Source organism: Actinobacillus minor NM305 (assembly GCF_000175195.1).
GTDB classification, from domain to species: domain Bacteria; phylum Pseudomonadota; class Gammaproteobacteria; order Enterobacterales; family Pasteurellaceae; genus Haemophilus_A; species Haemophilus_A minor.
Window position 1 is genome coordinate 1 of sequence record NZ_ACQL01000135.1, and the last position, 12,915, is coordinate 12,915.

Here is a 12,915-nt window from a genome sequence, read left to right on the forward strand (position 1 = left end):
TAATCTCGGAAGCTAAATCTTGAGAGGTAGGGTTAATGATATTTAAGCTATGGTTATTTCCACTTTCTTGAAAATAAACAACATTTCGTTCACCAAGCGACATTAACTCTAAAATATCCGTATCAAACACTTCAACAATTTGTTCCAATTTAGGAATTGTTAAACGAGTTTCGCCACGTTCAATTTTTGCATAACCATTTGTGGACATACCTAAACGATCCGCCATTTCATCTTGCATTAAACTTTTACTTTCTCTTAAAATTTAGTTTTTGTACAAATACCACATAATACCGTTTAGTCACAACCCTATCTCTGCAACCCTTTTAAACGATACAACACCTCTAACGCTTGTTTAGGGGTAAGTTCATCGGGATCAACCTCCGCAAGGGCTTTTTCGACTTCACTTTCCACAGCAACAAGCGGTGGGATTTCTGCGTTGTTTTGCAAATCGCCGGAGAATAACAAATCTGCTTGCGGATTTTCTGCACCCACTTTGGTTTGCTCAGAAATCGTTTCTAAATGCGCTAACCGCTGTTTCGCTAACTGAATAACCGCTTTAGGCACGCCGGCAAGCGCTGCTACCGCTAAGCCATAACTTTTACTCGCTGCTCCTTCCTGAACCGAATGCATAAACACGATGGTGTCATTATGCTCTCTCGCATCCAAATGCACATTGGCAACGCCTTTTAAGAGATTAGGCAAGCTGGTTAATTCAAAATAGTGGGTCGCAAACAACGTGAGCGATTGGCTTTTCTTCGCCAGCCATTCCGCGCACGCCCACGCTAATGAAAGCCCGTCATAAGTTGAAGTGCCTCGCCCAATTTCATCAATTAACACCAAGCTATACTCGGTGGCTTGATGAAGAATATTCGCCATTTCGGTCATTTCCACCATAAAGGTTGAACGTCCGGAAGCTAAATCATCGCTTGCGCCAATACGGGTAAAAATTCGATCGACAATGCCGATTTCCGCACTCTCTGCCGGCACAAAACTGCCGATGTACGCCATAAGCGTGATCAATGCAATTTGACGCATATAGGTGCTTTTTCCCCCCATATTCGGACCCGTTACCACCAACAAATGTCGTTGCCCATTTAAATATACCGGGTTCGCAATAAAAGGCTCTTTCAGCACTTGCTCAACCACCGGATGGCGACCACCTTTGATATTGATGAGACGTTGAGGGCTGAAAGTTGGCTTAACATAACCCAGATTTTCCGCACGTTCAGCTAAGTTGGTCAAAACATCTAGCTCCGATAACGCCATTGCCGCTAATTGCAATTCACCTAAACGAGGCATCATAAAATCAAACAATGCTTCATAAAGTTGTTTTTCCAACGCTAAAGAAGCCCCTTTCGCTTTTAACACCTTATCTTCATAAGTTTTTAACTCTGGAATGATATAACGCTCGGCATTTTTTAGGGTTTGGCGGCGCACATAGTGAATAGGCGCTTTATGTGCCTGCCCTTGGCTAATTTGAATATAGTAGCCGTGAACAGCATTAAAACCGATTTTAAGCGTATCAATGCCTGTGGTTTCTCGCTCCCGTTGTTCTAGATTTTCTAAGTATTGGGTCGCCCCATCGGCTAAATCACGCCATTCATCTAATTCTGCGTTGTAGCCTGCTGCAATGACCCCACCATCACGAATAAGCTGTGGTGGATTTTCAATAATCGCTCGTTCTAACAAATCGTGAAGTTCGCTAAAATCACCGATTTGGTGCAGTAACTGATCTAAACTTGCAGTTAAATGTTGCGAACTCTGCACGATGTCAGGAATTTGCCCCAATGCTGAACGTAAACGGGTTAAATCACGAGGGCGAGCCGAGCGAAGTGCCACACGAGCTAAAATGCGCTCCATATCGCCCACGTTTTGTAGCAAAGATTGAAGCGGTTGAATTTGTCCATTTTTTTGCAAAGCATCAATCGTTTCTTGACGCTCTTCCAGCTTTTTCATCTGGCGAATAGGTTGGTGGATCCAACGCTTAAGCAAACGGCTTCCCATTGGTGTAACACATTTATCCAGCACTGCGGCTAACGTATTTTCTGTCCCTCCGGCAAGGTTTTGTGTTAATTCCAAATTGCGGCGGGTTGCGGCATCGAGTAACACTGTGTCGTGATTTTGTGCCAGATGAATACTATTGATATGAGGCAACGCCGTACGTTGTGTTTCTTGAGCATAATGCAACACACAACCTGCCGCACAAAGGGCAACGACTGCCTTTTCGACCCCAAAACCAGCCAAACTTTGCGTACCAAATTGACGGTTTAATAGTTGAATTGCCGTCACCAACTCAAATTCCCATACCGGACGGCGGCGCAAACCTTTGTAATTATTTAAAATTTGTGCATAAGCAAAATCTTCTGCATAGAGAATTTCTGCCGGACTAACACGCTGTAATTCAGCGGCGAGCGCTTCTTTATTTGGCAATTCACTGATTAAGAAACGCCCTGATGTCATATCTAATGTCGCAATCGCAAAAGTACCTTTCTCCTCATAAATGGCTGCCACAAGATTATCTTGACGCTCGGGTAAAAGCGCTTCATCGCTGACCGTGCCGGGCGTAACAATACGCACCACTTTACGTTCAACAGGTCCTTTACTCGTGGTTGGATCGCCAACTTGTTCACAAATTGCTACACTTTCGCCCAATGCCACCAACTTTGCCAAATAACCTTCAACGGCGTGATAAGGCACGCCAGCCATAGGAATAGGCTCGCCTGCGGATGCACCTCGTTTAGTTAAAGAAATATCTAATAACGCAGCCGCTTTTTTCGCATCGTCATAAAACAACTCGTAAAAATCGCCCATACGATAAAAAAGCAAAATATCGGGATTTTGGGCTTTAAGTTGTAAATACTGTTGCATCATTGGGGTATGATTTGAAAGTTCTTGGGTCATAACATTCTTTGAGTAAATAAAAAATCAGACGTAGTTTATCAGATTGCCCCACCCTGTACAAAATCACGGAGGCTGACTATAATTTGAAGAGTTTTTCTTAAGAGGACAAAACAATGAAATTATATGGATTACCGGGCTCTTGCTCATTTGTTCCCCACGTTGCATTAGAGTGGATTAAACAAAAAACAAATACCCAATATGAATATCAAGCGGTTACACGTGAATTTATTAAATCGCCTGAATACCTTGCATTAAACCCACGTGGTGCCGTACCGGTATTAGTGGACGGCGATCTTGCGCTTTCACAAAACCAAGCGATTTTGCACTATTTAGACGAGGTTTACCCAGAGGTCAAACTTTTTGGAAGTAAAACTGCACGAGATAAAGCAAAAGCAGCACGCTGGTTAGCGTTCTTCAACGGCGATATTCACAAATCTTTCGTGCCATTATTCCGCTTACCAAGCTACGCAGCGGATAACGAAGCCTTAGCGAACACCATTCGCCAACAAGCAGCAGAGCAAATTTTAGACCAATTAGCAACGGCAAATGAATATTTAGAAACTCATGCTTTCTTCGGCGAAACCCTTTCTGTTGCGGATGTTTACCTATACACCATGTTAAATTGGTGCTATTTACTTAAACTTGATTTTAGCCACTTATCACAACTCGCACCGTTTATGAAACGTGTTGAAGCAGATAGCAGTGTACAGCAAGTTCGAGAGCAAGAAGGGTTAAATAAATAAGACTCCTGTTATTTAGCAAAGAGAAGAGGAATACACGCAAGCGTATTCCTTTTTTCTTATTTAAAAAAGACCAAAAACGAACCAAAACAATAGAAAAAAGATAAATAAAGTTTAAAAAAGATCTTTTCAATATAAAAAAGTTTATATATGATTCTTTTAAGATGATATTTTATTACATTAGACCATATATAAGCTATGAATACATTAACTTCTCAACTTGAAATGCAAATTGATGCATTAAAAACATTACAAAAAGAGGTCATTGCTTATGAACAAGCACAACGGCAGCAATTACATGCTAACAAAATTCATAGCATGACAGCATTTGGCCAATTACTTAATGAAAAACGTAAAGCATTAGATATTGATCTGCATACGCTTGAATTACAAACAAATGTCTCTGTTTCGACACTTAAGCGTTTATTTCAAGACCCAAGCCAAGTACGGTTTTCAACTGTATTATTGGTTGCTGAAACATTAGGGATTTCATTATGCACGCTCTAAAACGTATTGGTAATGTCTATTTATATGAAGAATTAGTCGGGCAACTCGTACAAGATTCACAAGGTTTTCATTTTTATTATGATGAAAATTATCAGGGCATTTCGATTTCGCTTAGCCTTCCGATTTCACAGCGAGCATTTCATTCTGAGCATCTTTTCCCTTATTTTGCTTCTCTCGTTCCCGAGGGGTGGTTAAAGGAACGTTATTCTACCTTGCAGAAAATTGATGAAAATGATCTCTTCGGATTACTCCTAAATAATGGAAAAAATTTACTTGGCGCCACACAAATTTTTGAGGTGAAATGATGTCCGTTTGTCGAATTACATTACAAGCACTCACAGACCGTGAAGAAAAAACAGGTTATAGCGCAAAGGGTCTTTTGGCTTTAACCGGCAATGAAAAATTTAATCCGATGCTTCCATTTAGCCGGCAAGAATTCACTTTCTCTAAGCCTCAAAAGCAAAAAGGCATGAGTATTTCAGGTTATCAACCCAAACTACAACTGATTATTCAGGATAACCAGTTTACAAGCATTGATCAGCAAGGATTATATATTCTCAAGCCCTCTCCGGCGGATTACCCAAATTTAGCGGAAAATGAGCACGCTACGATGCAATTAATGAAAAAATTAGGCTTTTGTGTGCCTGAAAATGGTTTGATTGCTTTTAATGCAAGTGAATCAGCCTCAGAAAAAGAATTTGCTTTTGTGATTAAGCGTTTTGATCGAACGGAAGAAGGTAAACCTATTCATAAAGAGCAACTTGATGGTGCAATGAATGTTCATGAAAAATATGGAAAAATTGGCAGTGGCAACGAGCAATATATTAGCTATGAACAAGCGGTAAAATTTATTCTTGCTCATACCGAAAATAATTTAAACCAAAAGCAGGGGTTATTTAGACAAATCGTTTATGCTTATCTTCTCGGTAATAATGACCTGCATTTACGGAATTTCTCTCTTATTCATTCCAAAGAAGGAAAAATAACGCTCGCACCAATTTATGATTTTGTCTCCGTGGCACCTTATTCTGAACTATTTAATAGCTCAATTTTAGCTTTACCACTACTAGCAAAAGAGGAGGGCGGAAAAGAATTGGCTCACGGTTTTGATACACAATATGGCGAATATATCGGGCAAGATTTTATTGAATTTGGAGAGAATATCGGGCTAAGTAAAAGGCTGATTATCGAAAAACTTCTTCCAGCAATAAAGGCTGAAGCTGAAATGGTAGAACAAGTTTATCAGGCCTCTTTTTTACCCGAAAAACATAAAGAACAGATATTAAAGGCATATTCAAGAAGACTTAACTTGCTTTTTATTTTAAACGAGGAAAAATTACTCAAATAAAAACAAGCGGTTATTTTTCTTACACCATTTGCAAAATGGTTCGAAAAAATAACCGCTTATCTATACTAAATATTAGCACTAGAAATTATAACAATAGTGCTGCTCCCCATTTAATAATATCAAAGAAAAACTTGTTTTCATTAGTGGCAACGCCATCGCCTTTTTGTTTGTCATCCGGCTTAGCTTCTTCCACCATACCGCTTTTATATTGCCCTTTGACGACTGCCAAATCATCACGTGCGTTTGATCTTAACGTTTCGCATTGCTTCTTCGTTAATTCTTTGATTTCACTCGGATTTTCTTTAAATTTCTTAAATTGATATTGCGCATATCCCATAGATTTCTCATCAGCTTGCACAATTTTCACATATTGCTCGCCAATGACTTTTTCTAACGGATAGAAAAAGACGTATTGTGAGTGAATATACGCATCTTCTTTAGAAAAATGATCTTGTTGAATCCGTGTGAGATTAGGATAAATACATTCCGCTGCTTGATTGCTTTCAGCCACCCAGCGCTGAGCATCTTGATCCGATAAAATATAATCTGCATCAGCAAATTCACCAGGAAAAGATTCTGTCTTTTGCTCTGAACTACAACTAGCAATCAGCAACACAGCGAATGATAATGTCAGATAATGTTTCAACATCGTTAATTTCTCTTATACCTTATAGTTTGACAAATCCATCATAAATATGGGTTGCATCACCTGTCATATAAAGTGAGTGCCCTACGCCTTCCCATTCAATCATCAGTGAACCACCCGGCAAATCCACTTGGACTTTACTATCAAGTAAGCCTTGCATAATGCCGACAGCAACCGCACCACAAGCACCACTTCCACATGCCTGTGTTTCGCCTGCACCGCGTTCAAAAACACGTAGCTTGATATGATTACGGTTAATCACTTGCATAAATCCTATATTGGCTCGCTCAGGGAAGCGTTCATGATTTTCCAATAAAGGACCTAATTCATTCACGGGGGCTGTTTGAATATCTTCTACCTGTAAAACGCAATGCGGATTTCCCATTGAAACAACGCCACATAATACGGTTTGTAATGAAGTACGAAGAATATAGTTTTTCTCAAATTTATTGGCGGTAAAAGGAATCTGCGCCGGCTCCCAAATCGGTTCGCCCATATTCACTCTCACTTGTCCATTTTCTTTCAGGCTCAGCACCATTTTCCCTTTTGCGGTACTTACATGAATATCTTGCTTATTTGTTAAACCTTTTAAGGTGACAAATCGCGCAAAACATCTTGCACCGTTACCGCATTGTGAGACTTCACTCCCGTCCGCATTAAAAATACGATAATGGAAATCGAGTTCTGGGTCATAAGGTGGTTCAACTAATAATAATTGGTCAAATCCGATACCACGATGGCGATCAGCGAGTTTTTGAATAATCTCTTCGGTTAAAAACACATTTTGTGTTACACCATCTACCACCATAAAATCATTGCCGAGTCCGTGCATTTTTGAGAATTGCATATTTTTTTCCTAATTTTTTGATTTTTATTAAATCTTATTATAGAGATTAGATTTATTTATTGATATAGTACGGCGGATTTTTTAAATGCCGGTTTTTTATTTTAACCCTCACAGTATGAGGGCATTTTTCTTAAATTACAATGGAGTATTAAAATATGTCTGCAATGTTTATCTTGCAATTTGCCATTGTTCTACTTTGTATCTTAATCGGTGCACGAGTAGGCGGTATTGGCTTAGGGGTCTTTGGTGGTCTGGGTTTAGCTATTCTTTCTTTTGGATTTGGCTTAAAACCGGCAGGTTTACCTATTGACGTAATGTTTATGATTATGGCAGTGGTTTCTGCTGCTGCGGCAATGCAAGCTGCTGGCGGTTTAGATTATATGATTAAAATTGCAACTAACATTTTACGCCGCAATCCGAAATATATAACCTTTATCGCACCGCTTGTTACTTGGACATTTACCGTGCTTGCAGGTACTGGGCACGTAGCTTATTCTGTATTACCGGTTATTGCTGAAGTTTCTCGTCACAACGGTGTTCGCCCAGAGCGTCCACTTTCAATGGCGGTTATTGCATCTCAATTTGCGATTGTTGCAAGTCCAATTGCGGCAGCAGTAGTTGCAGTGGTTGCATTCTTAGAACCGCAAGGAATAACATTAGGCGATGTGTTAATGGTAACAATCCCTTCAACCTTATTAGGTTTAATGTTAGCTTGTGTATTTGTGAATAAAATGGGTAAAGAATTAAAAGACGACCCACATTATCAAAAACTACTACAAGATCCTGAATACGTAAAAGCGAACCACACTGATACAAATCCGGCAGAAGTCGTGATTAAACCAACAGCAAAAATGTCTGTCGGCTTATTCTTATTTGGCGCATTATTAGTGGTTTTATTAGGTGCGATGCCTAGCTTACGTCCTGTATTTGACGGCAAACCAATGGGTATGGCGCACGCTATTGAAATCGTGATGCTGACTGTTGGTGCATTAATCATTCTCTTCTGCAAACCGGATGGCGATGAAATTACAAAAGGTTCTATTTTCCATGCGGGTATGCGTGCGGTAATTGCTATCTTTGGTATCGCATGGTTAGGCGACACATTAATGCAAGCCCACATGACTGAAGTGAAAGAGATGGTATCAGGCTTAGTTGAAGCTGCTCCATGGGCATTTGCATTAGCATTATTTGTACTTTCTATCTTAGTAAACAGCCAAGGGGCAACTGTTGCAACACTCTTCCCATTAGCGGTCGCAATTGGTATTCCAGCACCAATTCTCATCGGGGTATTTGTGGCGGTAAATGGTTATTTCTTCATTCCAAACTATGGTCCGATTATCGCTTCTATTGACTTCGATACCACAGGTACAACACGAATCGGTAAATTCATCTTTAACCACAGCTTTATGCTTCCTGGTTTAATCAGTATGGCATTCTGTTTAGGTTTAGGCTTACTGTTCGCACAAATCTTCCTATAAAAATAAAGGGCGTTTAAAACGCCCTTTTTTATCTTTATATCTCACGCCTTGTTAATATTTAATTAACCACAACCCAAGCAAAGTAAACCCAATGCCCCCCACTAAGTGTAATCCCAATACCCCCATGACTATGCCATATTCCCCGGCTAATAATTTCTCACTTAATTCTGCCGAGAAACTTGAAAACGTGGTAAAACTGCCTAAAAAGCCGGTGATAAAGAGTAACTTTTGCTGATCGTGTAATTGTAAACCCATGGCAATACCAATGAGGAAACAGCCCAACCAGTTTGCCAATAATGTTCCGAACGCAAATTGGCTAAAAAACGGGTTCAGCCATATGCCTAGCTGCCAGCGAGCAATTGCCCCACCAACAGCTCCCAAAGAAATGAATAAAATATTCATCTTACGCCACCAAGAAAAGATGCGGAATTAAATTCATCACAACCACCGTTGCCATAGAAAGTAACAAGCGTGATGAACCAAAAATAAAGCCTCGATTAGTACCATTATCAAACTTCACCAGTAAGTTTGCCATCGCCGTTAAAGCATATACTTCAATCACGGTAAAGATCACTAAATATAAATACGCCGTATAAACCGATAAAAAATGCAAGGTAACAAACCATGGCACAATAATGCCTACTGCTAATAACGGCGCAACCCACTTCGTTTGTTGGGTGGTTAAATTGATTTTGCGTGAGAAACTACTTTGCAATAATACCGTCAATAACCCATTTACAAATAAAGCGATCGGCGAATGTTCCGGCATACCGAGTTTGTTATCAAACAAAAACGGGAAAATCACAAAAAAGGATGTTGCAATAGATAACGGCAAAAACAACATCAAATGCACAAACAGAAATTCTTTAGTAATAATTTCTCGGATTTGCGCAAAACGAAATTTTACCAACGTTTGTACCGTTTGGATCTGATAAAACGGTTTCACCATTAACACAAATAAAATTGCCTCAATCGCAAAGCAAACCCAAATCAGTAGATCGATCTGTTCGTATTTAATAAACGGCACGACAAGTAAAGGTGCAAACATGGAAGACATCGAGGTAACTTTCAAATACTTCCCTTGTAAGCGGGTTTTTTCGGCATATTCGTCCCCTGCGAGCGCCAATAAGCACGCTTTGGCATTGGTGCCAAATAAACAGCTACCCAACCCAAAGCAGGTAGTTGCCAACAGTAATAGACCATAGTGATCGGCAGATAAAAAGAAAATGTATGCCAAAACGTCCAATAAACAGCCCAGCAACATCATTTTTGCCAATCCATAGCGGTCGCCCCAAATGCCGGCAAAAATCGCTAACGCCTGATTACAGAAAAATAATAAAGATAACGAAAAAGCAATTTCACTGTTGCTTAACCCCTTTTTCTGCAAATAAATAAAAAAGACCGTTTGCATAGAAAAGAAAGCCAGCGTAGAAAAAAATCGCCGAATCAATAACAGTTTTTGAAGATGCATAAATGTAAAAAAATAAAAAAAGATAACCGCTTGTCGGTAAGTTAATAATGAGGAGGAGGGGTTTCTTCAGCACGAGAAGCTACGTTACTCGCCGAAATCCCTTTAAATTTCTCCGCCAAATGACGAATTTGTGTTTGTAATTTATCTAAGGCAAATTGTTGTTCAATTAATGCCTGATTGAGTTCTTCAATGGTGACCTCTTGGAAAGCCACTTTACTCTCTAATTCCTCAATTCGAGTAAATAATTCTTGGTTTGTCTGCATTTTTTCATAAAAAGGTTGTCTAAAAAGAAAATACACTTTACCCTATCCAACTGGATATTAACACTATTTTTATAAGGAAACGTTATGTCAAAAATTAAATTATCTATGATTGCAGTACTCGCTTCTTCAGTTCTTTCTACCTCTGTTTTTGCAGAAGCACAAAAAGCAGATACCAAATTTGTAGATGATTCTTCCTACGCTATCGGTGTATTGATGGGTAAAAATATTGAAGGCGTGATTGAATCACAAAAAGATATTTTTACCTATAACCAAGACAAAATTATTGCCGGTGTTCAAGATACATTGAAAAAAAGCGGCAAATTAACCGATGAAGATTTACAAAAACAGCTTAAATCATTAGATAGCTACCTTTCTTCACAAGAAGAAAAAATCACAGCTGAAAAGAATAAAGCAACCGTAGCAGAAGGTGAAAAATTCCGTGCTGACTATGCGAAAAAAGATGGCGTGAAAAAAACAACATCAGGTTTACTTTATAAAATCGAAAAAGCCGGCGAAGGCACAAGCCCTGCTAAATCAGATATCGTTAAAGTGCATTACAAGGGAACATTACCAAACGGCACGACATTTGACAGCTCTTACGACCGTGGCGAACCGATTGAATTCCAATTAGACCAACTGATTCCAGGCTGGATTGAAGCAATCCCAATGTTGAAAAAAGGCGGTAAAATGGAGATCGTTTTACCACCGGAATTAGGTTATGGTAATCGCCAAGCAGGTAAAATCCCGGCTAACTCAACATTAAAATTTGAGATTGAATTATTAGATTTTAAACCGGCAGATAAAAAATAATAGTATAGGGGCGGAGTATCTCCGCCCAACAAAAACATTCTTTAATGATAAACAATGACAACCTTTACCCCTTTTTCAGATGAAGATCATGCCATTTTGGCATCTTATTTCCCTGTGGTGGACGGGATAGCCGCACTCCTAGGCGAACATTGTGAAATCGTCCTTCACTCTCTCGAATTCTTAGAACATTCCGCCATTTATGTCGTGAATGGGCATAATACAGACCGAAAAATTGGCTCACCTCTTACCGATAAAGCCCTACGTTCTTTGCATAATATGCAAACGGATAGCGTATCCAAACCTTACTTTACCCGTTCTAAAGGCGGTGGCGCCTTAATGAAATCGGTCACGATTGCTATCCGTAACCGCAAACAGCACGTGATTGGCTTTATTTGTATTAATGTCAATTTAGACGTACCGGCATCACAATTCTTAAACAGCTTTTTCCCACCCAAAGAAGAAACGGAAAATGCGGTTAATTTTGCCAGCTCTGTGGAAGATTTAGTCGCACAGACCATTGAACACACTATTGAAGAAGTGATGGCGGACAGAAATGTCTCAAATAACAATAAAAATCGCCAAATTGTGATCTCATTATTTGAAAAAGGCATTTTCGATATTAAAGAAGCTATCAACCAAGTTGCTGAACGGCTTGATATCTCTCGTCATACCGTTTATCTCTATATCCGCCAAACGAAGCAGGAGACCGAGGAATAATGCAATACGTACTGGCGATCAAATCGGAAGGATTTGGTTCTCAAGGTGCAACGCTTGCTTACCAAATTGCCGAACAACTGATCCAAAGTGGACATGAAATCAGCCAAATTTTCTTTTTCCAACAAGGCATACACAATGCCAACAAATGGATTTCGCCGGCAAGCGATGAACTGAATCTACTTGAAAAATGGCAAAATTTAGCCAAAACAAACCGCTTGTCATTACACCTTTGCATCTCTGCTGCACAACGTAGAGGTGTGGTTGAACAAAATCTCGCTGAGCCTTTTGTGCTTGCCGGTTTAGGCGAATTTAGCCATGCCGTTTTAAAAGCCGATCGATTACTGACATTTTAATATGAAATATAAACTTGCCATTTTATTTACCCAGCCCCCGTTTGGTTCTGCCACCAGCCGAGAAGGCTTAGATGCCCTACTGGCAGCGAGTGCTTTCTGCCAAGAAGAGGAAATCCTGATCCTCTTTCTGAATGATGGTGTATTTAATTTACTGAAAAACCAACAACCTGCGGAAATCCTACAAAAAGATCACATCGCCACCTTTAAACTGATTGAATTGTATGATTTAACGGAATGTTTTGTTTGCCAAGAAAGCGTTGCAGAACGAAGATTAGAAAATGCAGAGTGGATATTTTCCGATATCCGTTGGTGCTCTCGAGATGAGATGTTTACCAAATTACAGCAAGCTGAAAAAGTTTTAACCTTTTAAGAGAAATATCATGCTTTATACTTTATCCAAAGCACAATATGATGTTCAAGAATTAGCGATAATCCTTGCACAAATTCGCCCGACTGATGCCTTACTTTTATGGCAAGACGGCGTATTACAAGCGGTCAAAAACCCACAATTATTTACCAAAATCGACCATGTTTTTGCGCTGAAAAATGATGTACAGGCAAGAAACCTACCTCTTACGATACCGCAACTATCACTGGCGGAAGTTGTTAAATTAACCGAAGACTACGCTCCTCATGTCGCACTATAAGCGCTTCATTTTATAGGCATAGTAGACAAAATGGTGGCTAATGAATATTTTTAATTATTCTTAGCAACTCTTTTTATTTAAAAAATCCTTTATAAACATAATCTTATATCTTTTCGTTAATCCTGCATGATGTGATATTTTCTCCTTAAGTTGTCCAAGTAAGTTTTCAAGTCTATTTGTCGTTTTT

Annotated in this window: 17 protein-coding genes; 10 read left to right on the forward strand and 7 right to left on the reverse strand. The window is 39.5% G+C overall.

Going from position 1 to position 12,915, the window contains the following annotated elements; translation table 11 throughout:
- Both AM305_RS10040 and mutS read right to left on the reverse strand, forming a co-directional pair.
- The coding region (locus AM305_RS10040; RefSeq protein ID WP_005825669.1) for a helix-turn-helix domain-containing protein at positions 1 to 238 on the reverse strand (238 nt) is incomplete at its 3' end.
- Between the two features lie 68 nt (positions 239 to 306).
- The gene (gene mutS, locus AM305_RS10045; RefSeq protein ID WP_005825670.1) at positions 307 to 2,901 is read right to left on the reverse strand and encodes a DNA mismatch repair protein MutS; all 2,595 of its coding nucleotides are present in this window, start codon (positions 2,899 to 2,901) and stop codon (positions 307 to 309) included.
- 113 nt (positions 2,902 to 3,014) lie between these two features.
- On the opposite strand from mutS, the gene AM305_RS10050 reads away from it, so the two are divergent.
- The 4 genes from AM305_RS10050 to AM305_RS10065 all read left to right on the forward strand — a co-directional run bounded on the left by AM305_RS10050 (position 3,015) and on the right by AM305_RS10065 (position 5,496).
- Entirely contained in the window at positions 3,015 to 3,644 is a 630-nt protein-coding gene (locus AM305_RS10050) for a glutathione S-transferase family protein (protein WP_005825672.1), read from the forward strand.
- A 195-nt stretch (positions 3,645 to 3,839) separates the two neighbouring features.
- The gene (locus AM305_RS10055) at positions 3,840 to 4,148 is read left to right on the forward strand and encodes a helix-turn-helix domain-containing protein (protein WP_005820437.1); all 309 of its coding nucleotides are present in this window, start codon (positions 3,840 to 3,842) and stop codon (positions 4,146 to 4,148) included.
- Positions 4,136 to 4,453, forward strand: a complete 318-nt coding sequence (locus AM305_RS10060; protein ID WP_005825674.1) for a HipA N-terminal domain-containing protein — start codon at positions 4,136 to 4,138, stop codon at positions 4,451 to 4,453. Before AM305_RS10055 ends, AM305_RS10060 begins: the two co-directional genes overlap by 13 nt.
- Positions 4,453 to 5,496: a type II toxin-antitoxin system HipA family toxin gene (locus tag AM305_RS10065; RefSeq protein WP_005825676.1), complete on the forward strand. Its 1,044-nt coding sequence runs from the start codon at positions 4,453 to 4,455 to the stop codon at positions 5,494 to 5,496. Before AM305_RS10060 ends, AM305_RS10065 begins: the two co-directional genes overlap by 1 nt.
- Positions 5,497 to 5,581: 85 nt before the next feature.
- Here AM305_RS10065 and AM305_RS10070 read toward each other — a convergent pair whose 3' ends face one another.
- Positions 5,582 to 6,145: a DUF5358 domain-containing protein gene (locus AM305_RS10070; RefSeq protein ID WP_005825678.1), complete on the reverse strand. Its 564-nt coding sequence runs from the start codon at positions 6,143 to 6,145 to the stop codon at positions 5,582 to 5,584.
- A 19-nt stretch (positions 6,146 to 6,164) separates the two neighbouring features.
- Positions 6,165 to 6,989: a diaminopimelate epimerase gene (gene dapF / locus AM305_RS10075; protein WP_005825679.1), complete on the reverse strand. Its 825-nt coding sequence runs from the start codon at positions 6,987 to 6,989 to the stop codon at positions 6,165 to 6,167.
- A gap of 155 nt (positions 6,990 to 7,144) precedes the next feature.
- Between dapF and AM305_RS10080 the strand changes: the two genes are divergently transcribed.
- Positions 7,145 to 8,467, forward strand: a complete 1,323-nt coding sequence (locus tag AM305_RS10080; protein ID WP_005825681.1) for an anaerobic C4-dicarboxylate transporter — start codon at positions 7,145 to 7,147, stop codon at positions 8,465 to 8,467.
- A 51-nt stretch (positions 8,468 to 8,518) separates the two neighbouring features.
- On the opposite strand, the gene AM305_RS10085 is transcribed toward AM305_RS10080, so the two are convergent.
- From AM305_RS10085 to AM305_RS10095, 3 genes are read right to left on the reverse strand one after another with little or no spacing between them, the layout of a single operon-like run.
- Positions 8,519 to 8,869, reverse strand: coding sequence for a CrcB family protein (locus AM305_RS10085; protein WP_005825682.1), 351 nt, complete (start codon positions 8,867 to 8,869; stop codon positions 8,519 to 8,521).
- 1 nt (position 8,870) lies between these two features.
- Entirely contained in the window at positions 8,871 to 9,938 is a 1,068-nt protein-coding gene (locus AM305_RS10090; RefSeq protein WP_005825684.1) for an MFS transporter, read from the reverse strand.
- A 41-nt stretch (positions 9,939 to 9,979) separates the two neighbouring features.
- Positions 9,980 to 10,201 (reverse strand): SlyX family protein, encoded by a 222-nt coding sequence (locus tag AM305_RS10095; RefSeq protein ID WP_005825686.1) that lies wholly within the window; start codon positions 10,199 to 10,201, stop codon positions 9,980 to 9,982.
- Positions 10,202 to 10,285: 84 nt separating this feature from the next.
- Between AM305_RS10095 and fkpA the strand changes: the two genes are divergently transcribed.
- From fkpA to AM305_RS10120, 5 genes are read left to right on the forward strand one after another with little or no spacing between them, the layout of a single operon-like run.
- The gene (gene fkpA, locus AM305_RS10100; protein ID WP_005825688.1) at positions 10,286 to 11,011 is read left to right on the forward strand and encodes an FKBP-type peptidyl-prolyl cis-trans isomerase; all 726 of its coding nucleotides are present in this window, start codon (positions 10,286 to 10,288) and stop codon (positions 11,009 to 11,011) included.
- Between the two features lie 54 nt (positions 11,012 to 11,065).
- The gene (locus AM305_RS10105) at positions 11,066 to 11,728 is read left to right on the forward strand and encodes a helix-turn-helix transcriptional regulator (protein ID WP_005820247.1); all 663 of its coding nucleotides are present in this window, start codon (positions 11,066 to 11,068) and stop codon (positions 11,726 to 11,728) included.
- Positions 11,728 to 12,081 carry a sulfurtransferase complex subunit TusD gene (tusD, locus tag AM305_RS10110; protein ID WP_005825689.1) on the forward strand — a complete coding sequence of 118 codons (354 nt, stop codon included), beginning with the start codon at positions 11,728 to 11,730 and terminating at the stop codon, positions 12,079 to 12,081. The genes AM305_RS10105 and tusD overlap by 1 nt, the downstream gene beginning before the upstream one ends.
- A 1-nt stretch (position 12,082) precedes the next feature.
- Positions 12,083 to 12,451, forward strand: coding sequence for a sulfurtransferase complex subunit TusC (gene tusC, locus AM305_RS10115; RefSeq protein WP_005825691.1), 369 nt, complete (start codon positions 12,083 to 12,085; stop codon positions 12,449 to 12,451).
- A 10-nt stretch (positions 12,452 to 12,461) separates the two neighbouring features.
- Positions 12,462 to 12,728 carry a DsrH/TusB family sulfur relay protein gene (locus tag AM305_RS10120; protein WP_005825694.1) on the forward strand — a complete coding sequence of 89 codons (267 nt, stop codon included), beginning with the start codon at positions 12,462 to 12,464 and terminating at the stop codon, positions 12,726 to 12,728.
- Positions 12,729 to 12,915: the final 187 nt, after the last annotated feature.

Bases quoted from the DNA above. Each gene is read 5' to 3' on its own strand.
- mutS (WP_005825670.1), bottom strand. From the start codon at position 2,901: ATGACCCAAGAACTTTCAAATCATACCCCAATGATGCAACAGTATTTA.
- AM305_RS10050 (WP_005825672.1), top strand. From the start codon at position 3,015: ATGAAATTATATGGATTACCGGGCTCTTGCTCATTTGTTCCCCACGTT.
- AM305_RS10055 (WP_005820437.1), top strand. From the start codon at position 3,840: ATGAATACATTAACTTCTCAACTTGAAATGCAAATTGATGCATTAAAA.
- AM305_RS10060 (WP_005825674.1), top strand. From the start codon at position 4,136: ATGCACGCTCTAAAACGTATTGGTAATGTCTATTTATATGAAGAATTA.
- AM305_RS10065 (WP_005825676.1), top strand. From the start codon at position 4,453: ATGTCCGTTTGTCGAATTACATTACAAGCACTCACAGACCGTGAAGAA.
- AM305_RS10070 (WP_005825678.1), bottom strand. From the start codon at position 6,145: ATGTTGAAACATTATCTGACATTATCATTCGCTGTGTTGCTGATTGCT.
- dapF (WP_005825679.1), bottom strand. From the start codon at position 6,989: ATGCAATTCTCAAAAATGCACGGACTCGGCAATGATTTTATGGTGGTA.
- AM305_RS10080 (WP_005825681.1), top strand. From the start codon at position 7,145: ATGTCTGCAATGTTTATCTTGCAATTTGCCATTGTTCTACTTTGTATC.
- AM305_RS10085 (WP_005825682.1), bottom strand. From the start codon at position 8,869: ATGAATATTTTATTCATTTCTTTGGGAGCTGTTGGTGGGGCAATTGCT.
- AM305_RS10090 (WP_005825684.1), bottom strand. From the start codon at position 9,938: ATGCATCTTCAAAAACTGTTATTGATTCGGCGATTTTTTTCTACGCTG.
- AM305_RS10095 (WP_005825686.1), bottom strand. From the start codon at position 10,201: ATGCAGACAAACCAAGAATTATTTACTCGAATTGAGGAATTAGAGAGT.
- fkpA (WP_005825688.1), top strand. From the start codon at position 10,286: ATGTCAAAAATTAAATTATCTATGATTGCAGTACTCGCTTCTTCAGTT.
- AM305_RS10105 (WP_005820247.1), top strand. From the start codon at position 11,066: ATGACAACCTTTACCCCTTTTTCAGATGAAGATCATGCCATTTTGGCA.
- tusD (WP_005825689.1), top strand. From the start codon at position 11,728: ATGCAATACGTACTGGCGATCAAATCGGAAGGATTTGGTTCTCAAGGT.
- tusC (WP_005825691.1), top strand. From the start codon at position 12,083: ATGAAATATAAACTTGCCATTTTATTTACCCAGCCCCCGTTTGGTTCT.
- AM305_RS10120 (WP_005825694.1), top strand. From the start codon at position 12,462: ATGCTTTATACTTTATCCAAAGCACAATATGATGTTCAAGAATTAGCG.